Source organism: Gordonia insulae (genome assembly GCF_003855095.1).
GTDB classification, from domain to species: domain Bacteria; phylum Actinomycetota; class Actinomycetes; order Mycobacteriales; family Mycobacteriaceae; genus Gordonia; species Gordonia insulae.
In genome coordinates, this window is sequence record NZ_CP033972.1 from 2,644,329 (window position 1) to 2,668,139 (window position 23,811).

Annotated in this window: 26 protein-coding genes; 12 read left to right on the forward strand and 14 right to left on the reverse strand. The window is 66.1% G+C overall.

The window, feature by feature from the left end; all coding sequences use genetic code 11:
- Nucleotides 1–40 precede the first annotated feature (40 nt).
- On the forward strand, nucleotides 41–511 hold the full coding sequence (locus D7316_RS12010) for a hypothetical protein (protein ID WP_124708449.1): 471 nt from the start codon (nucleotides 41–43) through the stop codon (nucleotides 509–511).
- 270 nt (nucleotides 512–781) lie between these two features.
- Nucleotides 782–946 carry a hypothetical protein gene (locus D7316_RS27125; protein WP_164473776.1) on the forward strand — a complete coding sequence of 55 codons (165 nt, stop codon included), beginning with the start codon at nucleotides 782–784 and terminating at the stop codon, nucleotides 944–946.
- Nucleotides 947–990: 44 nt separating this feature from the next.
- Here D7316_RS27125 and D7316_RS12015 read toward each other — a convergent pair whose 3' ends face one another.
- The 4 genes from D7316_RS12015 to D7316_RS12030 are packed head-to-tail and all read right to left on the reverse strand — an operon-like array spanning nucleotide 991 to nucleotide 3,260.
- Nucleotides 991–1,353, reverse strand: coding sequence for a hypothetical protein (locus D7316_RS12015; RefSeq protein ID WP_124708450.1), 363 nt, complete (start codon nucleotides 1,351–1,353; stop codon nucleotides 991–993).
- Nucleotides 1,343–2,653: a colicin D family protein gene (locus D7316_RS12020; RefSeq protein ID WP_124708451.1), complete on the reverse strand. Its 1,311-nt coding sequence runs from the start codon at nucleotides 2,651–2,653 to the stop codon at nucleotides 1,343–1,345. The genes D7316_RS12015 and D7316_RS12020 overlap by 11 nt, the downstream gene beginning before the upstream one ends.
- Nucleotides 2,653–2,949 carry a WXG100 family type VII secretion target gene (locus D7316_RS12025; RefSeq protein ID WP_124708452.1) on the reverse strand — a complete coding sequence of 99 codons (297 nt, stop codon included), beginning with the start codon at nucleotides 2,947–2,949 and terminating at the stop codon, nucleotides 2,653–2,655. Before D7316_RS12025 ends, D7316_RS12020 begins: the two co-directional genes overlap by 1 nt.
- Before the next feature lie 41 nt (nucleotides 2,950–2,990).
- On the reverse strand, nucleotides 2,991–3,260 hold the full coding sequence (locus D7316_RS12030; RefSeq protein WP_124708453.1) for a WXG100 family type VII secretion target: 270 nt from the start codon (nucleotides 3,258–3,260) through the stop codon (nucleotides 2,991–2,993).
- 238 nt (nucleotides 3,261–3,498) lie between these two features.
- On the opposite strand from D7316_RS12030, the gene D7316_RS12035 reads away from it, so the two are divergent.
- Genes D7316_RS12035 through D7316_RS12055 form a run of 5 tightly spaced genes read left to right on the forward strand, consistent with a single transcriptional unit; the run spans nucleotide 3,499 to nucleotide 8,795 of the window.
- Nucleotides 3,499–4,572 carry a beta-galactosidase gene (locus D7316_RS12035; protein WP_124708454.1) on the forward strand — a complete coding sequence of 358 codons (1,074 nt, stop codon included), beginning with the start codon at nucleotides 3,499–3,501 and terminating at the stop codon, nucleotides 4,570–4,572.
- A 59-nt stretch (nucleotides 4,573–4,631) separates the two neighbouring features.
- The gene (locus D7316_RS12040) at nucleotides 4,632–5,549 is read left to right on the forward strand and encodes an enoyl-CoA hydratase (protein ID WP_124708455.1); all 918 of its coding nucleotides are present in this window, start codon (nucleotides 4,632–4,634) and stop codon (nucleotides 5,547–5,549) included.
- A 1-nt stretch (nucleotide 5,550) separates the two neighbouring features.
- Nucleotides 5,551–6,717 (forward strand): acyl-CoA dehydrogenase family protein, encoded by a 1,167-nt coding sequence (locus tag D7316_RS12045; protein ID WP_124708456.1) that lies wholly within the window; start codon nucleotides 5,551–5,553, stop codon nucleotides 6,715–6,717.
- A gap of 3 nt (nucleotides 6,718–6,720) precedes the next feature.
- Nucleotides 6,721–7,686 (forward strand): acyl-CoA dehydrogenase family protein, encoded by a 966-nt coding sequence (locus D7316_RS12050; RefSeq protein ID WP_124708457.1) that lies wholly within the window; start codon nucleotides 6,721–6,723, stop codon nucleotides 7,684–7,686.
- Entirely contained in the window at nucleotides 7,683–8,795 is a 1,113-nt protein-coding gene (locus tag D7316_RS12055; RefSeq protein ID WP_197718226.1) for an acyl-CoA dehydrogenase family protein, read from the forward strand. Before D7316_RS12050 ends, D7316_RS12055 begins: the two co-directional genes overlap by 4 nt.
- Here the strand turns inward: D7316_RS12055 and D7316_RS12060 are convergent.
- From D7316_RS12060 to hsaA, 7 genes are all read right to left on the reverse strand, one after another.
- Nucleotides 8,773–9,441 (reverse strand): TMEM175 family protein, encoded by a 669-nt coding sequence (locus D7316_RS12060; protein ID WP_124708458.1) that lies wholly within the window; start codon nucleotides 9,439–9,441, stop codon nucleotides 8,773–8,775. The two genes, D7316_RS12055 and D7316_RS12060, sit on opposite strands and share 23 nt — an antisense overlap.
- 25 nt (nucleotides 9,442–9,466) lie before the next feature.
- A complete protein-coding gene (locus D7316_RS12065) occupies nucleotides 9,467–10,645 on the reverse strand; it encodes a sulfotransferase family protein (RefSeq protein WP_124708459.1) in 1,179 nt (392 codons plus the stop codon).
- Nucleotides 10,638–11,432, reverse strand: coding sequence for an SDR family oxidoreductase (locus tag D7316_RS12070; protein WP_124708460.1), 795 nt, complete (start codon nucleotides 11,430–11,432; stop codon nucleotides 10,638–10,640). The genes D7316_RS12065 and D7316_RS12070 overlap by 8 nt, the downstream gene beginning before the upstream one ends.
- Entirely contained in the window at nucleotides 11,429–12,682 is a 1,254-nt protein-coding gene (locus D7316_RS12075) for a hypothetical protein (RefSeq protein WP_232016880.1), read from the reverse strand. Before D7316_RS12075 ends, D7316_RS12070 begins: the two co-directional genes overlap by 4 nt.
- The gene (hsaB, locus tag D7316_RS12080) at nucleotides 12,679–13,251 is read right to left on the reverse strand and encodes a 3-hydroxy-9,10-secoandrosta-1,3,5(10)-triene-9,17-dione monooxygenase reductase subunit (RefSeq protein ID WP_124711289.1); all 573 of its coding nucleotides are present in this window, start codon (nucleotides 13,249–13,251) and stop codon (nucleotides 12,679–12,681) included. Before hsaB ends, D7316_RS12075 begins: the two co-directional genes overlap by 4 nt.
- 16 nt (nucleotides 13,252–13,267) lie before the next feature.
- Nucleotides 13,268–14,179 (reverse strand): iron-dependent extradiol dioxygenase HsaC, encoded by a 912-nt coding sequence (hsaC, locus tag D7316_RS12085; RefSeq protein ID WP_124708461.1) that lies wholly within the window; start codon nucleotides 14,177–14,179, stop codon nucleotides 13,268–13,270.
- Nucleotides 14,180–14,248: 69 nt separating this feature from the next.
- A complete protein-coding gene (hsaA, locus tag D7316_RS12090; RefSeq protein WP_124708462.1) occupies nucleotides 14,249–15,475 on the reverse strand; it encodes a 3-hydroxy-9,10-secoandrosta-1,3,5(10)-triene-9,17-dione monooxygenase oxygenase subunit in 1,227 nt (408 codons plus the stop codon).
- Nucleotides 15,476–15,711: 236 nt separating this feature from the next.
- Here hsaA and D7316_RS12095 point away from each other — a divergent pair, with 236 nt between their 5' ends.
- The 3 genes from D7316_RS12095 to D7316_RS12105 all read left to right on the forward strand — a co-directional run bounded on the left by D7316_RS12095 (nucleotide 15,712) and on the right by D7316_RS12105 (nucleotide 17,924).
- Nucleotides 15,712–16,932: a Rieske 2Fe-2S domain-containing protein gene (locus D7316_RS12095; RefSeq protein ID WP_124708463.1), complete on the forward strand. Its 1,221-nt coding sequence runs from the start codon at nucleotides 15,712–15,714 to the stop codon at nucleotides 16,930–16,932.
- A gap of 4 nt (nucleotides 16,933–16,936) precedes the next feature.
- The gene (locus D7316_RS12100) at nucleotides 16,937–17,335 is read left to right on the forward strand and encodes a hypothetical protein (protein WP_124708464.1); all 399 of its coding nucleotides are present in this window, start codon (nucleotides 16,937–16,939) and stop codon (nucleotides 17,333–17,335) included.
- A gap of 85 nt (nucleotides 17,336–17,420) precedes the next feature.
- Nucleotides 17,421–17,924: an NlpC/P60 family protein gene (locus D7316_RS12105; protein WP_124708465.1), complete on the forward strand. Its 504-nt coding sequence runs from the start codon at nucleotides 17,421–17,423 to the stop codon at nucleotides 17,922–17,924.
- On the opposite strand, the gene D7316_RS12110 is transcribed toward D7316_RS12105, so the two are convergent.
- The gene (locus D7316_RS12110) at nucleotides 17,899–18,426 is read right to left on the reverse strand and encodes a hypothetical protein (protein WP_124708466.1); all 528 of its coding nucleotides are present in this window, start codon (nucleotides 18,424–18,426) and stop codon (nucleotides 17,899–17,901) included. The two genes, D7316_RS12105 and D7316_RS12110, sit on opposite strands and share 26 nt — an antisense overlap.
- Complete coding sequence (locus D7316_RS12115) at nucleotides 18,423–19,034, reverse strand: TIGR03086 family metal-binding protein (RefSeq protein WP_124708467.1); 612 nt, start codon at nucleotides 19,032–19,034, stop codon at nucleotides 18,423–18,425. Before D7316_RS12115 ends, D7316_RS12110 begins: the two co-directional genes overlap by 4 nt.
- 160 nt (nucleotides 19,035–19,194) lie before the next feature.
- On the opposite strand from D7316_RS12115, the gene D7316_RS12120 reads away from it, so the two are divergent.
- Nucleotides 19,195–19,995: a VOC family protein gene (locus D7316_RS12120; protein WP_124708468.1), complete on the forward strand. Its 801-nt coding sequence runs from the start codon at nucleotides 19,195–19,197 to the stop codon at nucleotides 19,993–19,995.
- Between the two features lie 134 nt (nucleotides 19,996–20,129).
- Nucleotides 20,130–22,463, forward strand: coding sequence for a transketolase-like TK C-terminal-containing protein (locus D7316_RS12125; RefSeq protein WP_124708469.1), 2,334 nt, complete (start codon nucleotides 20,130–20,132; stop codon nucleotides 22,461–22,463).
- 86 nt (nucleotides 22,464–22,549) lie between these two features.
- Here D7316_RS12125 and D7316_RS12130 read toward each other — a convergent pair whose 3' ends face one another.
- On the reverse strand, nucleotides 22,550–23,806 hold the full coding sequence (locus D7316_RS12130) for an ABC transporter substrate-binding protein (RefSeq protein WP_124708470.1): 1,257 nt from the start codon (nucleotides 23,804–23,806) through the stop codon (nucleotides 22,550–22,552).
- Between the last annotated feature and the right edge of the window lie 5 nt (nucleotides 23,807–23,811).

The following is a 23,811-nucleotide window of genomic DNA, read 5'->3' on the forward strand; positions in this document are numbered from 1 at the left end:
ACGGTGGGCAACACCGCGATCCCTCACGAAAGACAGCACCATGCGCTCACGCCCACTACGCACCCGCCTCGGCGGCACACTGCTGGCCGTCGCTGCGGCGGTCGGACTCGGTTCGATCGGGACGGGTACGGCCGCCGCGGAGACCGTCGTCCCCTTGGAGCGCTGCTGGGGCGTCAGCCCGAACATCGTCGACCAGCCGTTCAGCACGGCCCGACTCTTCGTCAGTCCGGAGGGACGGGGTCGGGTCGTCGCCCGGGTTCGCGACGTGTCGAGTTTCTGGATTCCCACCGGCGGCTATCAGTCGGTCGGGCGGCTGGAGTGGCACAACCTGACCACCGGGCGCAAGGGCGCCGCCGTCAATGCCGCATCGATCGGCCTCTACGTCGGCGGCCCGACGTTCCACGTCAACACCGGGCCCGGCACGGTACGCGTCACGTTCAGTGCGGTGAACCGCAATGCGCTCTGGGCCATCCCCAGCACTACGTGCATTGGCACCCTGAGGGTGGGATGAACGGACATCATGCGGCGCTACGCCCAAACGAGTGAGACAACCGATCAGCCGCAGGATGTCAACGTCGTCGCCGTCGATGTCACGCGTGGTACGCGACGCAATCCGGATCCGGTAGGTCGCCTGGCGGATCTCGGGTGACCCACGCGAACTCGAAAGAACTGAGAAGTCCCTTCGTCACGAAGACGATGATCTCCCCGACGAACTCGCGCTCAACCCACACCTCGGCCGCCACTGGCGGTGGCCCGTCGGGGATCCGGGCAGGCCGGACTGATGGATTCTCGAACTGCCAGAAGCGCTGTGCCGGGCATCGCCCTGGACGATCCTGAGTTGATCGAGTTGAGTCCGCAGGATCGCACCTGCATCTCCGGACACGAGGCGGAGGATGTGCGAGAGGATGTCGATCTCACGATCGGTGAGTGGTCGGGCCGCTCGTGATGTCCGCGGTGTCCGGTTGGGTCGGGCCTCGGCGGAAGGATCGCTCACACCGCTCCAAAGCGTATGGAGTCGAGAGGCGGGAACGCAGAGGGCCTTTCATCGGTCACCCACGCGAACTCGAGCAACGACATCCGCCCGTCCGAGACGAACAGCATCACCTCGCCGAGGTAGTCTCCTCCGTCCCACGCCTGGGCAGCGACCGGCAGCGGTCCGTCGGACAGATCGGCAGATCTCGCCGCCGAGCCCACGGTGAGGGACACCTGGATCGGCGAATCGCCTCGGACGACAGACGCGTGCTCGAGCTGATCCCGAAGGACATTCCGCTCCGGTTCGGGCAGGACACTGATGAATCGGCCAATCAGCTCCTCCTCGTCGGGAGTCAGTTGTCGTGCATCGTCATTGGACACAGTTACACCTTTCGCCTGCGAGTTCGTCACGGGATGTATGCGGTTCCGATCTTGAACACTCCTGCCGAGTCATAGAACCTCGGACCTCCACCTCGGTTCCGTTGACGATAACTGTGATCGGATTTCGTGCGTCGTACACGGTGCCGGGCGAAAGGTCCGGAACCTCCTTGACTTTACGAACGAGCGACTCGACGAAGTCTGCCGGGGACTCGAACTGGTCAACCAGCGGGCCGAGCTTGTGCTCCGGTTTGTCGACCACATGTGACACGCTTCCGGGCTTCCGCGCATAGTCGATCGTGTCCTGCACCGACTTCGGAATAGGCTTGGGTAGATCGTCTGCCTTCCCACTCAGGGTCTTCGGGGATCGCCCTACGATCTCGTCGATCTTGGTATCGAGCTCAGACAGCCCGTGGCCCACCATCTTCCCTGTTTTCGATAGCTTGGCGGAGTTCTTGACGAGATCGATGAAGCCCTTGATCTTGCGTGCCGTGGACGCGATTCTCGATGCTGCAACCCCGACACCCGCCGCGGTCGCAATGCCGGCGGTCACGAAGCTGAGCGCGATCCCGACCGCGGTCGCCGCCACCTGTTCGGCGATCATCTGTTCGACGGCGTCCTTGATGTCGCTGCGGAGGTCGTCGAGCGTCTTCTTGAATTCACCGCTCGCCGCCCCGAGGTGCCGTACGCCGGCGTCTACCTCGTCGACCGCTGACTTGAGAGTGGTGAACTCCCCCTCTATCAGGTCGATTTCGGGGCTCCGATCATCCACGATGATGCGGCCCCCGCTCTCCATCGAGCGAATCGCAGAAGCGACACCGCCTCCGAGAAAGGCGTTCCACGCGTCGGCGGCACTGACGAGCTTTCCGGTGTCGCCGTTCGGTACCGGTACACCGATCTCACCGACCAGATCGATCACGCCTTGGAGCCCCGCGCCCGAGTCGCCGACAGCACTCGGCGGTGGAAGCGAATCCGCCACGATTGGCGTAACCCCACTGATGCGATGTTCACCCGGCACCGAGGTCAGACCATCCGACTCCGCCCAGTTGTAGGCTGTCTGCTTCACCCGGGACGAGAACGACACCAGTGCCGCCGACGTGCCGGTGATCCCGGAGATCATCGTCTTGGCGCCGGCGTCGTACTCGGCACCCCACTGGTTACCTGCGACATCCGAGCCCGCCATCGACCCCGTGCCGGCGAGTGACGAGATCAGAACGGCTGCACCATCGGCAAGATGCTGCGAGGCGTCATCGGCTGCACGTGCGATCTGGAAGTACCGCTCATAGACGATGTCCGTGGGCATCAGCCACCACCGAACATCGAACGGTTGATCTTGTGCGCCTTTTCGTAACCGTCACCGACGTCACCGAGCCAGTCCGACAGCGCACCCAGCGCCGCGTCGAGCTCCTTGGAGACACCGAGCCACTCCTCGGTCAGTTCACGGAATCTGTCACCCGACTCACCCCGAAAAGTGACCTCAGATCGCACCGCCTCCCCGCGCACCTGCTTCGTCGCCGATTCGAGTTCCGACCGGAATGAGTCGAATCGTCGCTTACCATCGCGGATCTGTTCGAGATCAAAGACCAACCGGCCGGCCATCACAGCACCAGTCGTTCGAGTTCGTAGGCGGAGCGGGAGTCCTACGCCTCGAAGGTCCGAGCCGCGTTGGTCAACTTCGGAGGAATCTCGTCGAGCCGCGTGGGCGCACTCTCCACACGCTTGCGCAGATCGGCCAACTCGGTCTCGAAGGTATCTCCGCGTCGACCGATCCACCCCTCGCGCAACAGGTCCGCGGTCCTGTGCAGGACCTTCCAACCATCCCGCGAGGTTTCCCCCATCGAGGCGATGACCCTGGCGATCGTCGCCACATCGTCGAGGTCGACCGAGACCTCTGAATCCGGTGAACCCATCTACTCAACGCCCCCACATCAGTTCGGCAGCATGGCTCGCAATCGCAAGTCACGAATCTGACGCAGCGCTTCACGTGCCGGTTCCACTCTCGGAGCGAGACATCGATCACACCGAGGGCACCCCGCTGCACCATCACGTCTTCGTCACAGATCACCTACATCGCTCGCGCAGCGGCCGGAGAGGCGCTGGCATGGCAGGTGACATGCACGACAGACGGTGCCGACGTCGGGGAGCTCCATGAGAAGCAGAAGTCTGATCTTCGTGATCGCGATGACCCTCGCGATGCTGTCGTGGTCGGTGGCGCCCGCCCAGGCCCGGCCGACCATCCCGGACGCCGGATACGGGTTCAGCGACGGCGGCGCGATGATCTTCACCAATTCGCGCGCCGATACGGCACGCGAACTCGACGCCATCCGGGCGGCCGGCGGGTCGTGGATGCGACTCGGCGTCGACTGGAGTCGGATCGAGCCACAGCGCGGCAAGCCGAACTGGTCCGCCCTCGACTACATCTACGACCAGGCGCAGGCCCGCGACATCAGAATCCTCGCCAACCTGACGTTCGCCCCCACATGGGCGAACGGCCGCAGCGGTGTCGTCGGCCGCACGGCGCCGCCGCGAGACCCCACTACATTCGCGACATTCGCCCGTCAGTACGCACAGCGCTACGGCTCCCGAACCGATGCCTACGAGATCTGGAACGAACCGAACCTGCCGATCTTCTTCGGCGGGCAGTGGTCGAACCGTGCGGCGAGCTACACGAAGATCCTCCGAGCGGCCTACCCTGCGCTGAAGTCGGTCGCGCCGGCGACTCCCGTCATCGCCGCCGGGCTGTCCCGCGGCGATGGCGCCGACGCCCCGCCCGCCTTCGTCACCGCGATGTACGCCGCGGGCGCGCACGGATTCTTCGACGCCCTGGCCATGCATCCCTACATCGCCGGCGGTGACGGCACCCTCGCCGGGGCGAAGTCACGAGGCTGGCTCGACGTCGCGTCGGTGCGGGCGCTCATGGTCGCGAAGGGCGACGCGTCGAAGAAGATCTGGTTCACCGAGTTCGGCGCACCGACCGGCCCGCGCTGGGGCCCGGCCTGGCTGGCCACGCTCGGCGGCGCGTTCAACGTGACCCAGGCTGAGCAGGCACGTCAGATCGAACTGGTGTTGGGCGCGATCGCCGGGCTCGACTACGCGGGGCCGGCTTTTGTGTACTCCATCCGCGACACCAATACGCGGAGCACGCAGGGTGAGGCGAACTTCGGGTCGCTGTACACCACCGACTGGAAACCCAAGACGTTCTTCGAGCACATGAGGCCCTGACCCGGCCGCGGCGGAGGCCTCACTACCAACCAAGCACTTGCTAGGTTAGGCTCGGGGTCATGAGTGAAGCCGTCATCCCGCTACCACTGGGCCCCGACGACCTCGGGCCGGAGACGTCGCCGGTCGCCTACGAGGTCGGCGGCCCCGAGAGCGCCGTCGCCTATGTGACGCTCAACCGACCCGAGTACCGCAACGCGCAGAACTCGGTGATGACCTATTCGCTCGATGCGGCCTTCCGAAAGGCCGTCGACGACCCCGCCGTCAAGGTCATCGTGCTCCGCGCGAACGGCAAGCATTTCTCGGCCGGCCATGACATCGGCACACCCGAACGCGACTTCGACTCGTACTACGACAACGTCGCCGCGCTGCACTGGGATCACACCGACAAGTCCGGCGCCGATCAGCGCCTGGCCCGCGAGACCGAGGTGTACATGGGTATGTGCCGCCGCTGGCGGGAGATCCCGAAGCCGGTCATCGCGCAGGTACACGGTGCCTGCATCGCCGGCGGGCTCATGCTCGCCTGGATCTGCGACTTCATCGTCGCGTCCGACGACGCGTTCTTCTCGGACCCCGTCGCGCGCATGGGCATCCCTGGTGTCGAGTACTTCGCGCATGCCTACGCGCTCGGCACCCGCCGCGCCAAGGAGATCCTGTTCACCGGCGAACGGTTCACCGCCGCACAGGCCGCCGAATGGGGCATGGTCAATCACGTCGTGCCCCGGGACGAGTTGGCCACCAAGGTCGACTCGATCGCGGAGAAGATGGTCGCCATGCCCTTGCAGGGTCTGTTCCTCAGCAAGAAGGCGGTCAACATCTGCGAAGACCAGATGGGGCTGCGCAATTCGATGGACTCGGTGTTCGGCTGGCATCACTTCGCGCACTCGGCCAACGCCGAATCGGGCGGCGACTCGCTCGGCGGCATGGATGCGAAGTCGATGAAGTCCTCGGCCACCGCGACGACCGGTTCGGGGAACTGACATGGATCTCTTGTTCGACGGTGACGCCGAGGAGTTCCGGGCGGAGATCCGGTCATGGCTCACCGATCATGTTCCGGCACAGCCGCTCCCGTCGATGGACACCGCGGAAGGGTTCGAAGCGCACCGCGAGTGGGAACGCACGATGGCGGCCGACCGCATGTCCGTGGTGAGCTGGCCCGAGGAATACGGTGGCCGCGACGTCCCGCTCCTGCACTGGGTGATCTTCGAGGAGGAGTACTACCGCTCCGGCGCACCCGGCCGGGTCAGCCAGAACGGCATCTTCCTGCTCGCCCCAACCCTTTTCGAACATGCACATCCGGACCAACTCGCTCGCATCATGCCGCGGATGGCACGCGCCGACGACATCTGGGGGCAGGCCTGGAGCGAACCCGAGGCCGGCAGTGACCTCGCGTCGCTCCGGTCCACGGCAACGCGCACCGAGGGCGGCTGGCTGCTCAACGGCCAGAAGACGTGGAGTTCGCGGTCGAGCTTCGCGGATTGGGCCTTCGGCTTGTTCCGCAGCGACCGGGATGCCCAGCGCCACAAGGGCTTGACCTATTTCATGTTCGACCTGCGCAGTCCCGGTGTCACCGTTCGCCCGATCGCCCAGCTCGACGGTGAGGCGGGATTCGCCGAACTCTTCCTCGAAGACGTGTTCGTGCCCGACGATCCCGCGAATCCGGGAGATTCCGGTGTGATCGGTGCCGTCGACAACGGCTGGAAGGTGGCCATGAGCACGGCCGCGAACGAGCGGGGGCTGTCCCTGCGCTCGCCCGGTCGATTCCTCGCGACCACCGACCGACTCGTGGATCTGTGGAAACGCAACCGTGACTCCGCACCCTCGACGTCGGGCGTCGACGCGCACGTCGCCGATGCCTGGATCGGCGCCCGCGCCTACGAGCTGTCGACCTACCAGACGGTCAGCCGCCTCGCGGCGGGCGGGCAACTCGGTCTGGAATCGTCGATCAACAAGGTCTTCTGGTCACAGTGGGACATCGCGGCGCATGAGACCGCGCTGGACCTGCAGGGTACGGACGCCGAGCTCGACGACGCCTGGATGGACGGATACCTCTTCTCGTTGTCCGGCCCGATCTACGCCGGTACCAACGAGATCCAGCGAAACGTGATCGCGGAGCGCCTCCTCGGCCTGCCGCGAGGAGACAGGTGAGACATGGAGTTTTTGCTCTCCGACGTACACGATGACCTCGCGTCGAGCGTCGACGCGCTGCTCACGAAAGCCGACGTACCCACGCGCGCACGCGCCTGGATCGACGGTGACCGCGGACCCGTGACGGAGGTGTTCGCCGCGCTGGCCGACACCGGTGTCAACGGGCTGCTGATCGACGAATCGTCGGGTGGCTCGTCGGCGGGTGCGACCGAGATGGTCGTCGCGATGGAACAGATCGGGCGTCACGCCCTGCCCGGACCCGTGGTCGAGAGCATCGCGGTGCTGCCCGTGCTGTTCCGGACGGCCGACATCACCGGGGAACGACTCGGCGCACTGGCCGAAGGGACCTTCGGGACCTGCGCGATTCCCCCGGTCTCCCCGCTGGCACCGGTCGCGGACGTCGCCTACCTCGTGCGTGACGGTGCGCTGAGCGTGGCCACAATCGGCGATGCACAAGCCACCGTCGACCCGACCCGGACTCTGGCCGAGCTCCTTCCCGGCGACGTCCTCGCCGACGGCGTCGCGATCGATGACGCGGTCGACATCGGCACTCTCGCGACCGCAGCCCAACTCATCGGCATGGGTGGTGCGATGCTGACCCTCGCCGCCGATTATGCGCAGGCACGCAAGCAGTTCGGTCGCGCGATCGGCTCCTTTCAGGCCGTCAAGCATCATCTCGCCGATGTCGCGATCGCGATCGAGATGGCCCGGCCGCTCGTGCACGCGGCAGCGCTCGGGATCGATGGTCTGGTTCCCGAGGACACCGACGTGCGGCGCGATGTCGCCGCCGCCAAGGTCGCCGCCGGCGATGCCGCCCACCTGGCCGCGCGACGCGCCCTACAGGTACTCGGCGCCATCGGATACACCACCGAGCACGACCTCTCGCTGTACCTGACCAAGACGCGCGCACTACTCACCTCCTGGGGTACGCCCGCGTCGCTTCGTCAACGAGTGCTGGAGTCGTTGTGACGGACACTGCCGAATCCCGGGTGGACGCCACCCCGATCTCCGCCGAAGAGCGCGAGGCCCTGGCGGAGGCCATCCGCGACCTCGTGGACCGCCGCGCGGATTCCGCGAGCGCTCGCGCCGCCATGACCGCCACGCCGCGTCTGGACCGTGGCCTGTGGACCACGCTCTGCACCGAGATCGGCGTCGCCTCGTTGCCGATTCCGGAGGAATTCGGCGGCGCCGGCGCAACATTCGCCGAGACCGCGGCCGTTCTCGAGGAACTCGGCCGCGCGTTGAGTCCGGTTCCCGTGTTCGCTTCGGCGTTGGCCACCGCGGCCGTCCTGCTCGCCGACGACGCCGACATCAGCCGGGCCCTGCTCCCCGACATCGCGTCCGGGCAGCGGATCGCCACGCTGTGCTGGGCCGGCCCCGACGGTTGGGCCCGACCCGGCGTCACCGCCGACGCCGGACTGCTCACCGGCACCGCCGACTACGTGCTCGACGGCGAGTCCGCAGACCTCTTGATCGTCCTCGCCGGAGGCGCGGACACCGCCACCCTGCACGCCGTCGACGCCACCGCAGCCGGCGTCACCGTGGTCCCGTTGCCGGTCGTCGATCCCAGCCGTCCACTCGCCCGCATCGAGTTCGATGAGGTTGCCGCGCAGACGATCTCGTCCGGCCCCGATCTCACCGGGCGTCTGCGCACGCTCGCGTGGGCACTCCTGTCCGCCGAGCAGGTCGGCGGGGCGGCCGCGGCGCTGGAACTCACCGTCGACTACACCAAGTCGCGCAAGCAGTTCGGCCGCATCATCGGGTCGTTCCAGGCGTTGAAGCACCGGATGGCGGACATGTACGCGCTGGTCGAGACCGCACGGTCGATCTCCCGTGCGGCGGTTGCGGCAGTCGCGTCGGGCGATCCGAACGCCGACGAGCTGGCGGCGGCCGCACACGTCTACTGTTCGGAGGCATTCACCACGGTCACCGGCGAGGGTATCCAGCTGCACGGCGGGATCGGCATCACCGCCGAGCACGACATCCAGCTGTATTTCAAACGCGCACATGGCAGTGCGCAATTGTTCGGTCAGCCACACGAAGTCGTGGCGGAGCTCAATCGGGTTGTTCTGCGGTGACCTCGTCCGCGTCGCCGCGGTAGGGCATCAGCTTGGAGAGCAGCCGCTCCACGGGTCCGGACAGCAGAAGGACGAACAGTGGCCAGTTGCCCGCCGCGGGGATGAGCACGGCGATCACCAGCGCCAGTATCAGCATGGCGACGGTGCCGTAGCCGTTTCGTCCCGACATCCACTGTCGGTACTCCGCTGCCGCGTCTTCCGCGAGGAGGTCGGGGTGGCCGAGGACCCATCGTTCCATGATCAGCAGTGTCGAGATCGACACCGCCAGCACTCCGATGTAGAAGACGTTGCCGTACTTCACGAGATCGTTGCTGTCGATCATCGCGGTCGCGAACGGCAGCACCACGATGGTCAGCAGCCAGACGAAGTGCAGGCGGAACAGCATCTCGTCGTAGCTGCGGAGATGCTCCATGACGCGATGATGGTGCTTCCATAGCACCCAGATCACGATGAAGCTGATCAGGAAGCTGACCACCGCCCCGGCATACTCCTCGAACACCGCCGACATCGAAGTCTTGTCCCGGATCTCGCCGGCGACGTCGGTGAGCGGAAGGATCAGGAGCGTCAGCGCGATCGCCACCACCGCATCCGAGAACGCGATCAGGCGTCGAAAGCCCTCGGTCGTGCGGCGGACTGATTCGGCCATAGGCCGACTATAGTGCGCCGAAGTGTCAGAACGCCGCCTCGACCTGCGCCTCGGTCAAGCCGTAGTCGCCCAGGCTGTACCGGTGTTGGGGCTTGCGATCCCCCGACTTGCTCTCGTCGTCGAGGGCGATCATCGCCGCACGGGCGTCCTCGGACAGGTCGGTGCCGAGTGCGGAATACACGCGCTCGACGGTCCCGAACGGATCGCTGCGGAGGTCGGTGAAGTCGACGTCGAGGAACTGCGCCGGATCATAATTGCGCCGCGACGACTCGAAGTCTCGCAGGCCGCGGGACCACAACTCGAGCTGCGCCTCGCCGATCTTGTCGCCGACGAACGTCGTCGACCAGCCCGGCGTCGCATGCTCGGCCAGACTGCACATCGACGCGATGATGGTCTCCGGCGGACGGTGTGTCTGGATCACCAGGGCGTCCGGATAGGCGGCCATGAGCGCATCGAGCGCGAACATGTGACTCGGATTCTTCAACACCCACCGCTTGCCCGGATCGTTCAGACCGATCATCTGCAGGTTGCGACGATGGCGTGCGTAGGCGGGTGTCCAGTCCTGCTGCGCCAGCCACCGTGAGTAGGTGGGCAGATACGCGAGCGACTCGTACGAGATCGACATCACGTTCTGCCGCAACAGCTGCCAGCACTCCTCGACCTCACCCGCCTCCAGGTAGTGCAAGCCCATGAACTCCGGATTCTCGACGTGATGCAGTTCGAGTCCGGCATTGATCTGCTGGTACACCGGGTTCGATGCCCAGGTCTCCCGCGGCGGCCGCGGCTGCGGGAACTCCGCGAGCCACATCTCGAGTCCCTGATGTGCCGGGTCCGCGGTGAGCAGGCGATGCAGAGCGGTGGTCCCCGTCCTCGGCAACCCGGTGACGAACACCGGCCGCGTGACCGGCACGTCGACGTATGACGGATTGGCCTTCCACGACGCTTCCGACAGCAGACGGGCGATCAGCGCGCCCTTGAGGAAGAACCGGAACATCTTGCTGCCGAGCTCGGTCAGTCCGGCGTCTCGGGAGTAGGAGTCGAGGAGGACCTCAAGGGCCTCGAGGTAGTCCTGGTCCCCGAAGTCGTCGAGACCCGTTGCCCGCGTGGCGGCCTCGTGCAGATCGGTGACGGTTCCGACGTTCGTGCGAGACCCGCCCGCTCCGCTCCCGGCACCTGGCGTACGAGCTTCCGCAGAGCTAGTCATGGTACTCCCCGCAGTTCACATCGAGGGTGTGTCCGGTGATCGCGCTCGCCATCGATGAGGCGAGGAACACCACGGCCTCGGCGATCTCGTCGGGTTCGGGCAGCCGCTTGAGGTCGGACTTGCTCGCGGTCTGCTCGTACACCTGATCCGGGGTGATGCCGTACTTCTTGGCGATCTCGCCGAAGTACCACTTGAGCTGGTCATCCCAGATGTAGCCGGGGGCGACCGTGTTGATCCGAATCCCCTTGTCGCCCAGTTCGGTCGCAAGGGTCTGCGACATGGCGAGCAGCGCCGACTTCGCGAGCTTGTAGCTCCCGTAGCGGGGTTCGGAGTGCCGGATCACCATGGAGTTGATGTTGACGAACGCCCCGCTGGTCTCCGCGAGCGGGTCGGTGAATGCCTTGATGACCCGCAACGTGCCCAGCACGGTGAGCTCGAGACTCGCCGAGATCTGGTCGAAGTCGGTGCGCGCCAACGGTTTCATCGACGGCAGAGCGAACGCGTTGTTCACCACGACATCGACGCGGCCGAACTCCTCGATGGTTGCGGCGACGAGCGCGTTCACGGCATCGTCATCGGTGATGTCGGTCGGTACCACGAACGACGTGCCCCCGGCGACCAACGCGTCGACCTCGGCGGCGACCTCTTTCAACCGCGATTCGGTTCGCGCCGCCAACACGACCCGTGCGCCGGCAGCGGCCGCACGCAGGCAGATCGACCGTCCCAGTCCCGGCCCGACCCCGGAAACCACCACCACTTTGTCCGCCAGCAATCCGCCACCGCTCATCCCAGCATCCTTTCGGCAAAGGCGCGCTGCCGCGCGGCGATTCGATCAGCCCAACCGGCCGCATCGATGGAGTTGTGTGACGCGTACGGCAGATGTGCGCCGACGTCATCGATGTCGATGACCTGGGCGGTGGGTCCGCCCTCGGGCGGGATCGGGTGGTCGGTCCGCTGCCAACGGAACTGCATGATTCCGGTGACCCGTCCGGTGGTCTCGATCCAGTTGGCCACGCCGGGGTCACGCCGCGACACCACCATCCGGATCATGCCGTCGGGGTCGACCTGCGCCTGCGCGGAGTTGAGGCTGGTCTGGTGATTGACGTAGTCCAGCGAGATGTACCACATGCTGCCCAGTTGGAAACCCTGGTACGGCGCATCCGACTTCGGCACCGTGATCACCATCGCCTCGTTGTCGGCGAGTCGGTAGTGCCCGACCGACGAGTACTGGGTGGCCAGGCCTCCGGGCGTCAGACGGGGCGGGGTGAAGGTGTTCACCGGTTCGTCGAGATAGAACCACTTGGGAAAGTTGAACCAGGTGTTGATACGCGAGGTGAGCATCTTGCCGGCGGTGGCATAGCGGCGGACCACCCGCGCGAGGTCGGGCTCGGGCGGGGCGGAGCCGACGGTGTCGACGCGTTCGATCGAGATCGTGCCCTTGCGTTGGGTCCAGTCGCCGTAGACCTCGCGGACCGCGAGCATCGATGCGCCCTCGGCCAGGACGAAGTAGTCATCGCGGGTGCCGTCGATCGGTGGACCGAAGGTGATCTCGAAGTCGCCGTCCGCGTCGATCGGGACGCGCCGGTCGTCGAAGGCGTCGTCGCCACCGGGGACCGCCGACGGCGTGTACTCGCCCGCGAGCACCTGGAAGCTCAGATCGACTGTGGTGCCACGATGCCCGCGGACGATGTAGGTTCCGTCCGGCTCGACGTCGGCGTGATAGTAGAGCGTGTCCGGGTTGTCGAGCCCCATCTTGGTGGCCGGTCCGGTCGAGGTGATGAAGTTCGGGTGACTCTTCTGCCGGGACCGGACCAGTTGCACGATCGCGGCGATGCTGCCGGCGAGGTAGTCGTACCCCTCGGCGAGATCCTGCTCGCTCTCCACGAAACCCGCCGAGGCCACCAGACTCTCGGCTTCGGCGATGGCGTCGGTGAGCGGTCGGGTGACGTCGACCGGACGGTCGAAGACTCCGTCGCCTCGCTCGCCCCGGCCACCGGCGGTGGTGGTGTCGGTTGCTTCGCTCGTCGATGAGCTCATAGCCAGGTGTCGCCTCCGGTCCAGGTGAGGAAGTTCTCCAATTCGGCCTGTGCGGGTGTGACCCGCGGATGCTCGGTTGACAGGTAGCCGCCGCGATAGAACAGCAACGGCTTGTCCTGCAACACTTCCCCGAGCGTTCGTGCGCGGCCGATGACGATGTGGTGGTCGCCACCGTCGGTGACCCGCTCCACGTCGCATTCCACCCAGGTGAGTGCGTGCCGGATCACCGGCAGGCCCGCGGGCGACGGATCCCAGGTGACGTTGCGGAACTTGTCGTCGCCCGGGGCCCCGAAGGCCGCACTCACATCCTGCTGACGATTCGACAGGATGTTGACACAGAAGTTGCCGGTCTGCTCGATGACCTTCCAGCTCCGCGAGGTCTTCATCGGACAGAAGATCACCAGCGGCGGGTCCAGCGACAGTGCGGCAAACGACTGGCACGCGAAGCCGACCGGCGCCCCGGCGCCGTCGAGGGTCGTGATGACGGTGACGCCGGTGCAGAACTGTCCCATCGCGGTGCGGAACTGCCGCGAATCGAAATCGTCGGAGCCGTACGGGGTTCGCGTCATCTCAGCTCGGGTCATCTCAGCTCGTGAACCCGACGGTGAAGTCATGGCCCCACAAGCTGACCGCGGTACTCTCCCGCGCGACCCACTCGTGATCGTCGACAGTTCGCCCCTCGCAACCGAACTCGACGTCGAACCCACCCGGTGTCTTCATGTAGAAGGAGAGCATCAGGTCGTTGACGTGTCGCCCCAGCGTCGCCGACATCTTCACCTTCTTGCGCAGTGCGCGGTCCAGACACAGACCGACGTCGTCGGAGTTCTCCACCTCGAGCATCAGGTGGACGATGCCGGTGCTGTTGGGGATCGGCAGAAACGCCAAGGAGTGATGCCGCGGATTGCAGCCGAGGAACCGGAGCCAGGGCGCCTCGTCACCTTCCTCACGCCCGACGGCCTGCGGCGGCAGTCGCATCGAGTCTCTCAGCTTGAACCCCAACACATCTCGATAGAAGGCCAGCGCCGCCTTGTCGTCGTCGCACGTCAGCACCACGTGTCCGAGCCCCTGCTCCTCGGTGACGAACCGGTGGCCGTACGGACTCACCAGTCGCCGATGCTCGAGTGCGACGCCGTGGAACGCCTCGATCGTGTTGCCCGCGGGATCCTTGAACACGATCATCTCGACGACGCGGCGATCCGCGAGCTCATCGTCCTTGCCCTCGCGGAAGATCACGCCGGCCGCCGAGAGGCGATCGCGGACATCTTGGAGGGCCTCGGCATTCGGGCATTCCCATCCGGAGCTCGCCAGCCGGTCGTGCTCACCCGGGACGATGACCAGACGCGCGGGGAACTCATCCATCCGGAGGTACAACGCCCCCTCGGTGGTCCCCTTGCCCTCGATCATCCCGAGCACCTTGAGGCCGTACTCGCGCCAGGCATCGACGTCGGTGGCCTCGATCCTCATGTAACCGAGGGACCGGATCGGACTGTCGCTCATCTGTTCTGACTCCTGTGTGTACGACGCTCCCGGGGGAGCGGGCTTGCGAGCGTCTCGACGGGCCGGTGCTCAGACCATGGTGTCGCCGATGGGAATCCCGAACTCCCCGTTCCCGAAGGCGACGTAGGCGCGTTCGGGGTCGTTGGCGGCGTGCACCCGACCCGCATGAGCGTCGCGCCAGAAGCGCTGGATCGGCGTGTCGTTGTCCAGTGCATGCGCGCCGGAGTTCTCGAAGAGCAGGTCGATCGCGGCGATCGCCCGCCCGGTGGCCCGTACCTGGTCACGACGTGCCGCCAGACGGAGCTCCATCGGCACCTCCTCGCCGGCGAGGATCAGGTCGTACTCGGCCTGCAGGTTGCCGGAGAGCTGACGCCACGCGGCGTCGATGTCGCTGGCGGCCTCGGCGATCCGGACCTTCGCGAACGGATCCTCCTTGGCCTTCTCACCGGCGTACGCGGCACGCACACGCTTGCCCTGGTGCTCGACGTGGGCGTGGTAGGCGCCGTACGCCATGCCGACGATGGGCGTCGCGATGGTGCTCGGATGGATGGTGCCCCACGGCATCTTGTAGACCGGGGCGGTGTTCTGCTCGAGTCCGGGGCTCTCGCCCATGCTCATCGTCCGCATGCTCAGCATGCGATGGCGCGGCACGAAGACGTCCTTCACCTCGATCGTGTTCGAGCCCGTTCCGCGCAGACCCACCACGTTCCACACGTCCTTGATCGTGTAGTCGCTGCGAGGGATGAGGAAGCTGACGAAGTCGACCGGCTTGCCGTTCTTGATGACCGGACCACCGACGAAGACCCAGTCGGCGGTCTCGCAGCCCGACGACCACGCCCACGACCCGTTGACCTTGTAGCCGCCGTCGACGACCTCACCCATGCCCATCGGCGCGTACGACGAGGAGATCCGAACCGACGTGTCCTTGCCCCACACGTCTTCCTGCGCCTGCTGGTCGAAGAGTGCGAGGTGCCAGTTGTGGATGCCGATGATGCCCGAGACCCACCCGGTCGACCCGCAGGCCGTCGCGATACGGCGGACCGCCTCGTAGAAGGTGACCGGATCCACCTGGTAGCCGCCCCACTGCTCGGGCTGCATCAACTTGAAGAAGCCCGCACCCTCCAGACTGGATACGGTCTCGTCGGGGATCCGGCGAAGATCCTCGGTCTGCTGTGCGCGTTGCTCGAGCTCGGGAAGGAGTGCATTGATCTTCTCCAGGACCTGCTCGGCCGCTTCGCTCCGCTTGTGGTGATTGGGTCCGCTCACTGCGTTCCCGGCGCCCGGTTGTGCTGGCATCTCGCCCGCTCCTACTCGTTGCTCGACGACCCTCCGGTCGCCCCTGGTTCTCGTTCGTCCTTGAGATTAGAACACGTTCTCATTTATGTCGAGCACTGGGCCTTTGTGCCCGTTTACTGGTCCGATCATCACCCAAGGGCGCGATCGGCTCCCCATTTTTGTAACATGTTCTAGTATTGGTACGAGGCGATTCGCACCGAATGAGCGAGTCCTGCGTCAGATGACAGGAGTAATGGATGTCAGCGACACCCGACACGAAGCCCGGCACCACAGCCCCCGCCGGTGACGATGTCGACGTCCGCGAGATCGACACGGGCGCGCCACCCACGCGTTTTGCCCGCGGCTGGCACTGCCTTGGCCTGGTCGAGGACTTCACCGACGGCGAACCCCATTCCGTGCAGATCTTCGGGACCAAGCTGGTGGTGTGGGCCGACGACGACGGCAACGTCAACGTCCTCGACGCGTTCTGCCGGCACATGGGGGGCGACCTCTCCCAGGGCAGCGTCAAGAACGGCAACGTCGCCTGCCCGTTCCACGGATGGCAGTGGAAGGGCAACGGACGCTGCGCCACAGTGCCCTACGCGAAGCGCAATCCGAAGCTCGCCAAGACACGAGCATGGCCGACCATGATCCGCAACGGTCAGGTCTTCGTCTACAACGATCCCGAGGGCAATCCCCCGCCCGAGGACTGCATCATCCCGGAACTCGAGGAGTTCGGCTCGGACGAGTGGACGCCGTGGACATGGAACCGGATCGTCATCGAGGGCTCCAACTGCCGCGAGATCATCGACAACGTCGTCGACATGGCGCACTTCTACTACGTGCATTTCGCGCTGCCGGACTATTTCAAGAACGTCTTCGAGGGAGAACTCGCGGCGCAGTACATGAACTCGCACGGTCGCCCCGACGTCACGCTCGGCACCAACTACGGCGACAGCCGACTGGAGTCCATCGCGGCGTATTACGGGCCGTCCTACATGCTGAACCCGATGGTCCAGTACTACGGCGGCTACGCGGTGGAGACAATCCTCACCAACTGCCATTACCCGATCGACGCCAATTCGTTCGTGCTGATGTACGGCGTGATGGCGAAGGTCCCCGAGGGCCTGACCTCCGAGCAGGCCGCCAAGATGGCGAAGAAGATCACCGCCGGCGTCGAGGTGGGGTTCCTCCAGGACGTCGAGATCTGGAAGAACAAGACACGTATCGACAATCCGCTCCTGGTGGAGGAGGACGGCCCGGTCTACCAGCTGCGCCGGTGGTACGACCAGTTCTACGTCGACAAGGCCGACGTCACCGACGAGATGACGCAGCGCTTCGAGTACGAGATCGACACGTCGAAGGCGCTCGAGAGTTGGGGCGAGGAAATCGAGGAGAACCTCAAGCGCCAGCAGGCGGCGACGGACGACGCGTCCTCCTCGGAGAAGTCCGAGTCGTCGGAGAAGGCGGAGGTCTGATCTCATGACGCGGGCGGTGGAGCGCGACGGGATCACCGGCGGGGAGTGGGCGAAAGCACCCGACTTCCACGGTGACCCCGATCGGCTCGCTGCGGTCAGCGCGGCGACCGAGCGCGACCGCGCCCACTACCTGCGTGGCGGGATGAGCGAGATCGAGTGCCGGTCGTGCCACGCCTGCGTACTGGTCAAGAAGACGAGTTCCTTTCACACCAGCGTCCAGTGGACCACCGCCGCGCGCGAGCGGTGCAACGAACTCGAACGCGCGCGTGACGCCGGCCGTGCGCTGCTCCCGGGGGCGATGATGCCGACCTGTCCACGCTTGTCGGCGAGTATCGACCACGGCGTCGCGGAGGGGATCATCCCGGCGCATTCACCCGACTCGGACCCCGACGGTTACTGGTGAGGTCACCGGCACCACTTCGGTAACATCTTCACCAATCTCAAGTGAAGGTTGAGACAAGCGGACGGTCGTACCGCACTCTGGTGCGATGGAAAGTCTTCGACGCCGGACGATCGGCGTGCTCTGTGCAGTGAGCGTGGCCGCAGGTGTGTCCGTCGCCTCGGTCGGAACCTCGATCGCCGACACCGGTTCGTCCGGGTCATCGGGGTCGGTCGAGATCTATCTGCCCGTACCCAGCCCGGCCGGGATGCAGGCCCTGACGGCGGCGATGACCCAGGTCGGCCGGCCCTACAAATGGGGTGGCACCGGGCCGTGGGCCTGGGATTGTTCGGGGCTCGTGCAGTGGGCCTTCTCCACGGCGGGGATCCGGCTACCGCGGACGAGTCAGCAGCAGGCCCGGGTGGGCCACGCGATCCCGCTGTCGGCGCTCGCGCCCGGCGACATCATCATCTTCTATCGCGACGCGAGCCATGTGGGCATCTACGCGGGCTTCGGCCAGGTCTTCAACGCCTACGGGCCCAACGGTGTGCCGATCGGCTTCACCCCGCTGAACCACTGGAGTCACATCAAGACGATCCGCCGATTCGGGTGATCGCAGCCGCGATCATCAACCCGACGATCCCGATGCTCACCACGACCACGCCGATCAGCCCGTAACCGGGCGAGATGAGGGGCGTATCCAGATCGAGTGCCCGATTGACCTGATCGTCCAGCAGATGCGCCGCCGGGTTCGCCACGGTGAGCACCGCGGCAACCATCGCGACGATCGACGCCAGCGCGATCACGATCAGGGCGGGCCATCGGACCCGCGGACGCCACCACGCGGCCGCGGCGGCGACAGCGATCACGATTCCGACCACCACGGTCACGAGACCGGGTCGCAGGGTGTGGTCTTCGAGGAACGCCACGTCCTCAGGGCCGGCCCCCGGCACCGACACCCGGCCGAGGCCGGTGATCGAGGGCCGCACGCCCTCATCGGAGACACCCCACGGCACGAGGCTGAACGCGACCAGCAGGAGTCCTCCACCAAGGGCGGCGGGCCAGGTGAATCGATGGACGACACCCGGCTTCGCCCGATCTGCTACCTCGGTCATTCCTCCAGACTGCCATGCGGCCAGAACGGATCCCGACCCGTCAGGCCGGCCAACCGATCGACGAGTCGTGCGTCGTCCGGAATGTCCACCACCGGACCGAACATCCCCTCCCGCTCGCTCTGCGGCTGCGGTGGGAAGTGGAAGTCGTACACGATCTGCAGGATGCCGTCGGGGAGTTCGTAGTCGACGCCGATGCTGCGCGCGACGTCCCAGCCATGCAGCACCAGTTCCGACAACGCGACGGTGCCGAGGACCTCGGCCGGCGCCTCCACTCCCCCGGCTTTCGTCATCCCCCGCCAGGCGTCCGGGTCCCGCCAACCGTCCACGAGATCGCCGAGGTTGCGGGTCAGCGCCGACCGCCACTCCGCGGGCAGTTCGGTGTGCGAGACATCAGGCGCCGTGGATGTCAACGGCCCGTTGTCCTTTCGAGCCGCCGCAGCGAAGGCCGCACTGAGTCCGACGACATGCCCGAGCATCGCCGCGAGGTCGGTGTCGGTACACGGCGTCGGCCGCCCGAGCATGTCGTCGGAGACCTTCGCCGCGAGTCCGGCCATCGCGTCGGCCGCGGCGGAGATCTGTGACGCAAAGGTGACATCGGTGTGCTGCATGGAATTCTCCTCGAGGTATGTCGGCCACGTACAGATGTCGACTCCACGGCGCGCGGGATCTCATCGCTGTCCGGCCGTTTGCGGCATGTCGGCGATGAGTTTCGACGACGCTGGAGGTCAGCAGTGGTGAATGACCCCCCAACTCGTGAGAGGACTCGACATGAGCGACTATTCGGCCCCGGTGGGTGCACCGACCTGGTTCGACCTGATGAGCAGCGATCCGGCGAAAGCGGCCGAGTTCTATGGCGCGATCTTCGGCTGGGACCTCGAGGGACCGCCCCGCGAGGAGTTCGGCGGATACCAGAACTTCACCAAGAACGGTAAGCGTGTCGCCGGCCTGAGTCCCTACATGGAGGAGGCGGGCGGACCGGCCAATGTGTGGTCGGTCTATCTGCGCACCGAGGATCCGGCCGCCACCGCGAAAGCCATCGAAGAGGCCGGGGGCACGGTGATGTTCCCACCGATGGACGTCGGCGACGAGGGCACCATGATGGTCGCCACCGACACCGCCGGCGCGGTCATCGGCTTCTGGAAGCCGAACCAGCACCACGGATTCAGTGAGTGGGGCGATCACGGCACGCCTTACTGGTTCGAGTCCCACTCGAAGGACTACGCGAAGTCGGTCGACTTCTACAAGGCGGTCCTCGGTGCCCGGATCGAGGAGGTCGGTACCGGCGGCGACCCGGACGCCATCGGGCCCGATCATTACGGCCAGATGTTCCTGGGCGAGAGTTCCTACTCCGGGGTCATGGACGCCGCCAAGATCCATCCGCCGGAGGTACCGTCCTTCTGGCAGGCCTACGTCACGGTCGACGACGTCGATGCCACCGTGGCCCAGGTGGAGCCGTTGGGCGGCAAGGTCCTGATGCCCGGTGAGGTGACGCCGTACGGCACGCTCGCCACGATCGCCGACCCCAACGGTGCCATCATCTGCCTCGGACACCCGCCGGCCGGGATGTAGGCGCACCGAGCGCACACGACAGACGCCCGGGCCGTCGTCAGGCTTCTGCAGTAGGCCGAGAAGCTGATGGCAGCCCGGGCGTTCGCGTGTGGGCCGCCCGGCGGCCGCGCTACGCTCCTGCACAGGAGGCGCCGATGACCACTTTTTCCCCGCCACCCGCCGATGCCGCTCGCGAGGTCGACGCCGTTCTCGAACAGATCAGCCGCCGCGTGCTCTGGACGTCGACGGCCATCATCCACCACGCCAACCGGGTGCGACCGAATCCGTCTGGGGTCAAGGTCGGCGGTCACCAGGCGTCCTGCGCGTCAATGGTCTCGATCATGACCGAGCTCTGGTTCTCACAACTCCGCCCCGGAGACCGGGTCTCGGTGAAACCGCATGCCGCACCGGTGCTGCACGCCATCAATTACCTACTCGGCGAACTCGACGACGACTACCTTCCGCGGCTCCGTGAGTTCGGCGGTCTGCAGAGCTACCCGAGTCGCACCAAGGACCCGGACCCGGTCGACTACTCCACGGGTTCGGTCGGGATCGGTGCGACGGCACCGATCTGGGGCGCGATCGCCCGCCGCTACGTCTCCACCGCATTCGGGGTCAGCGGCGCCGGCCGCCAGTATTCGCTGGTCGGCGATGCCGAACTCGACGAAGGCGCAGTGTGGGAGGCGATCCTGGACTCATCGGTGCCCGAGTTGGGTGAGATCGTGTGGATCGTCGACATGAACCGTCAGTCGCTGGATCGCGTGGTGCCCAACATCGCCGCCGGCCGCATCGAGTCGATGTTCGCCGCAGCTGGATGGCAGGTGATCACCGTCAAATGGGGCAGGCTGCTCGACGAACTCTTCGGCCGGCCCGGCGGCGCTGCATTACGCACCCGGATCACCGAGATGTCCAATCCCGAGTACCAGCGAATGCTGCGCTGCACGGCAGACGAAGTCCGCGAACGCCTCCCGGGCCAAGGCGCCGACGCCACGGCGATCGGCACGCTCATCGCCGACCTCGACGACGCCACCCTGATCGCCGCGATCCACAACCTCGGCGGGCACGATCTGAGTGCACTGCGTTCGGCGTTCACCCAGATCGACGACACCCGGCCGACCGTCATCATCGCCTACACCATCAAGGGCTTCGGGCTGCCCACGCAGGGCCATCCGCAGAACCATTCGTCACTCCTCACCGACGAGCAATTCGTCGATCTCGCTACAGAATTGGGCGAGGTCACCACCGATCCGTGGCGGCGGTTCGACGACGGGTCACCGGCCGGTGAACTCTGCGCGGCGACGGCGTCGCGGCTGGCCCGGGAGCCCGTACCCACCGCCGAACCGCCCTCGGTTCCCGCAGACATCGGCCGCACGCCGACATCGGTCTCGACGACACAGGCCGCACTCGGTCGCACGCTGCTCGACCTGACCCGTCAGGCGCCCGATGTCGCCCGCAGGGTGATCACGGTGAGCCCGGATGTCAGTTCCTCCACGAATCTGGCGGGCTGGCTCAACAAGATCGGCGTGTGGTCGCCGACCGAGCGTCGCGACTGGTTCGATGACGACCGTGAAACGCTCATGCACTGGCGCGAGCGCCCCACCGGTCAGCACATGGAACTCGGTATCGCCGAGACCAATCTCGTCGGGCTGATCGGCGAACTCGGCGCCACCTGGAGTCGTTGGGGCGAGCCACTTCTGCCGATCGGGGTCCTCTACGACCCGTTTGTGGAACGCGCGCTGGAGCCCTGGTCGTTCGGCATCTACGCGGGCGGCCAATCGATCCTCGTCGGCACCCCCGCGGGCGTCTCGCTCGCACCGGAAGGTGGTGCGCATCAGTCGATCACGACGCCTTCCATCGGGCTGGAACAGCCCGGCTGCGTGAGCTACGAGCCGGCGTTCGCCGTCGACGTGGAGTGGACGCTGCTCGACTGCCTCGCGCACATGGGTAAGGCGGGCGGTCGGTCGGCGTACCTGCGGCTGTCCACCCGGCCGGTCGAGCAGGCACTCGCCGCGGTGCCGACCGACCCGGCAGCACGGGAGCGTCGTCGGCGGCAGGTCGTCGCGGGCGCGTACCCACTGCGTCGCACAGCGGAACCGACGGTGACCGTCGTCGCGGTCGGCGCCATGGTCACCGATGCACTGGCGGCGTCGGACCGATTGGCGCAGATGGGTATCGACTGCGACGTCGTCGTGGTCACCAGCCCCGGAATGGTGTTCGACGCGCTCCGGGCCCGGCGTGGGCAAGGCGATGCGCCGACCTGGATTCTGGAGCAGGCCTTTCCGGCAGCCAGAGCGACGCCGATGGTCACCGTGCTCGACGGCCACCCCCACACGCTCGCGTTCCTGTCGACCATCAATCGCGTCGAGTCGATCGACCTCGGCGTCACATCGTTCGGACAGTCAGGATCGCCCGAGGACGTGTACCGACTGCACGGCATCGATGACGACGCCATCGTCCGCGCGGCGCTGGACCTGGTGGGGCTGACGTAGACCCGCGTCGAGACATGGACACCAGCGGTGGCAGATCCGCGCGCTGATCCCCATGGTCCATGCCTCGACAGGATTGCCTCCTGTACTCAGTCCCCGTCCTGGGGGAGCACGCTCACCGTGACCGGGTCGGCCAGCTGACCGTCCTTCATCGTCAGCATGATCATTTCATTGCTGCACACCGACGGTTGACCCGCGAGCGCTGTTCCATTGCAGGTGAACGTGATTCCGTCGCCAGCCGGCAGCACGACGTCCTTGGCGGATCGGATTGCGTTGGTGATCGTTTCCGAGGTGACCTCGCCGGTCAGCCCGGCAACCGCACGGTAGAGGCCCAGCGCACCCTGGTAGCCGGTGACCGCATACCCGGAGGTCGCCGTGTCCGGAGCGTACTTCGCCATGACCGCGCGATAGAGCGCGCTCTCCGGCGAGTCGGACGAGGTGTCGGCACTGCTGACCACCTTCATACCCTCAACCGCACTTTCACCGGCTCCTGAGACGACCTCGGGCGCTGCGCACGATTGCGGGGTCATGATCTCTGCCTTCGATCCGAGAGTGACCAGCGACTTGATCACGGCGGTGCAGACGGTCGACTCGCCGAACACGATGGCACCGTCGGGATTCGAGGACAGACCCGCGCTGACCTGCGGGGTCGCATCGGGGGTACCCATGGGGATCGGAACGAGCTCGAAGTCGATCCCGGCCGCCTTGAACGCGGGCTCACCGACCATCTTGAGGGCGTTGATCGAAGCCGGAACATCGATCGCGTATGCGACGACCGACTTCATTCCCCGTTCTTTGGCGTAGTTGGCGAGCGCTTGGGAGGTGTTCTGGCCTGCGGCCCAGACGAATGCCCCGTCTGTGGTGCCTTCGGTGGCCCCGCCCGTCACCGCGGTGACGTATGGGATCTTCGCGCCGGTGATGATGGGCGCCATGATGTTGCCGAAGCCCGACGAGGTCACGATCACCGCGCCAACTTTCTTCTCCACCATCTGGTTGGCACAGTCACGAGCAGAAACCGGCTCCTCAGCCGATTTGCACTCGACCAGTTCTATTGGCCGCCCGGCGATTCCCTTGAAGTTCTCGTTCACGTACTTCGTCGCCGCGGCCGCTGCTTCGCGGTTCTCGGGCTGCGAGATCGACGCGCCACCCTCGTTGTTGATCAGACCGATCTTCACGGATTCGCCAGACGCCGCCTGACCCGGAAACGCGTCCGACGGCACGGCGGCACTACTACCGGCGTCCGATGCACTGTCGTCGCTCGATCCACAACCGGTCACAATCCCCAGGACCAGACAGGACGCGCCGACCGCCGCCATCGCCGCGCGGCCGGGTCTGAATGTTGCCATGTGTT

Bases quoted from the DNA above. Each gene is read 5' to 3' on its own strand.
- D7316_RS27125 (WP_164473776.1), top strand. From the start codon at position 782: ATGGATTCTCGAACTGCCAGAAGCGCTGTGCCGGGCATCGCCCTGGAC.
- D7316_RS12130 (WP_124708470.1), bottom strand. From the start codon at position 23,806: ATGGCAACATTCAGACCCGGCCGCGCGGCGATGGCGGCGGTCGGCGCG.
- D7316_RS12020 (WP_124708451.1), bottom strand. From the start codon at position 2,653: ATGCCCACGGACATCGTCTATGAGCGGTACTTCCAGATCGCACGTGCA.
- D7316_RS12075 (WP_232016880.1), bottom strand. From the start codon at position 12,682: ATGAGCTCATCGACGAGCGAAGCAACCGACACCACCACCGCCGGTGGC.
- hsaC (WP_124708461.1), bottom strand. From the start codon at position 14,179: ATGAGCGACAGTCCGATCCGGTCCCTCGGTTACATGAGGATCGAGGCC.
- D7316_RS12070 (WP_124708460.1), bottom strand. From the start codon at position 11,432: ATGAGCGGTGGCGGATTGCTGGCGGACAAAGTGGTGGTGGTTTCCGGG.
- D7316_RS12040 (WP_124708455.1), top strand. From the start codon at position 4,632: ATGAGTGAAGCCGTCATCCCGCTACCACTGGGCCCCGACGACCTCGGG.
- D7316_RS12060 (WP_124708458.1), bottom strand. From the start codon at position 9,441: ATGGCCGAATCAGTCCGCCGCACGACCGAGGGCTTTCGACGCCTGATC.
- D7316_RS12045 (WP_124708456.1), top strand. From the start codon at position 5,551: ATGGATCTCTTGTTCGACGGTGACGCCGAGGAGTTCCGGGCGGAGATC.
- D7316_RS12025 (WP_124708452.1), bottom strand. From the start codon at position 2,949: ATGGCCGGCCGGTTGGTCTTTGATCTCGAACAGATCCGCGATGGTAAG.
- D7316_RS12095 (WP_124708463.1), top strand. From the start codon at position 15,712: ATGTCAGCGACACCCGACACGAAGCCCGGCACCACAGCCCCCGCCGGT.
- D7316_RS12100 (WP_124708464.1), top strand. From the start codon at position 16,937: ATGACGCGGGCGGTGGAGCGCGACGGGATCACCGGCGGGGAGTGGGCG.
- D7316_RS12105 (WP_124708465.1), top strand. From the start codon at position 17,421: ATGGAAAGTCTTCGACGCCGGACGATCGGCGTGCTCTGTGCAGTGAGC.
- D7316_RS12030 (WP_124708453.1), bottom strand. From the start codon at position 3,260: ATGGGTTCACCGGATTCAGAGGTCTCGGTCGACCTCGACGATGTGGCG.
- D7316_RS12125 (WP_124708469.1), top strand. From the start codon at position 20,130: ATGACCACTTTTTCCCCGCCACCCGCCGATGCCGCTCGCGAGGTCGAC.
- D7316_RS12115 (WP_124708467.1), bottom strand. From the start codon at position 19,034: ATGCAGCACACCGATGTCACCTTTGCGTCACAGATCTCCGCCGCGGCC.
- D7316_RS12035 (WP_124708454.1), top strand. From the start codon at position 3,499: ATGAGAAGCAGAAGTCTGATCTTCGTGATCGCGATGACCCTCGCGATG.
- D7316_RS12110 (WP_124708466.1), bottom strand. From the start codon at position 18,426: ATGACCGAGGTAGCAGATCGGGCGAAGCCGGGTGTCGTCCATCGATTC.
- D7316_RS12050 (WP_124708457.1), top strand. From the start codon at position 6,721: ATGGAGTTTTTGCTCTCCGACGTACACGATGACCTCGCGTCGAGCGTC.
- hsaB (WP_124711289.1), bottom strand. From the start codon at position 13,251: ATGACGCGAACCCCGTACGGCTCCGACGATTTCGATTCGCGGCAGTTC.
- D7316_RS12065 (WP_124708459.1), bottom strand. From the start codon at position 10,645: ATGACTAGCTCTGCGGAAGCTCGTACGCCAGGTGCCGGGAGCGGAGCG.
- D7316_RS12010 (WP_124708449.1), top strand. From the start codon at position 41: ATGCGCTCACGCCCACTACGCACCCGCCTCGGCGGCACACTGCTGGCC.
- hsaA (WP_124708462.1), bottom strand. From the start codon at position 15,475: ATGCCAGCACAACCGGGCGCCGGGAACGCAGTGAGCGGACCCAATCAC.
- D7316_RS12120 (WP_124708468.1), top strand. From the start codon at position 19,195: ATGAGCGACTATTCGGCCCCGGTGGGTGCACCGACCTGGTTCGACCTG.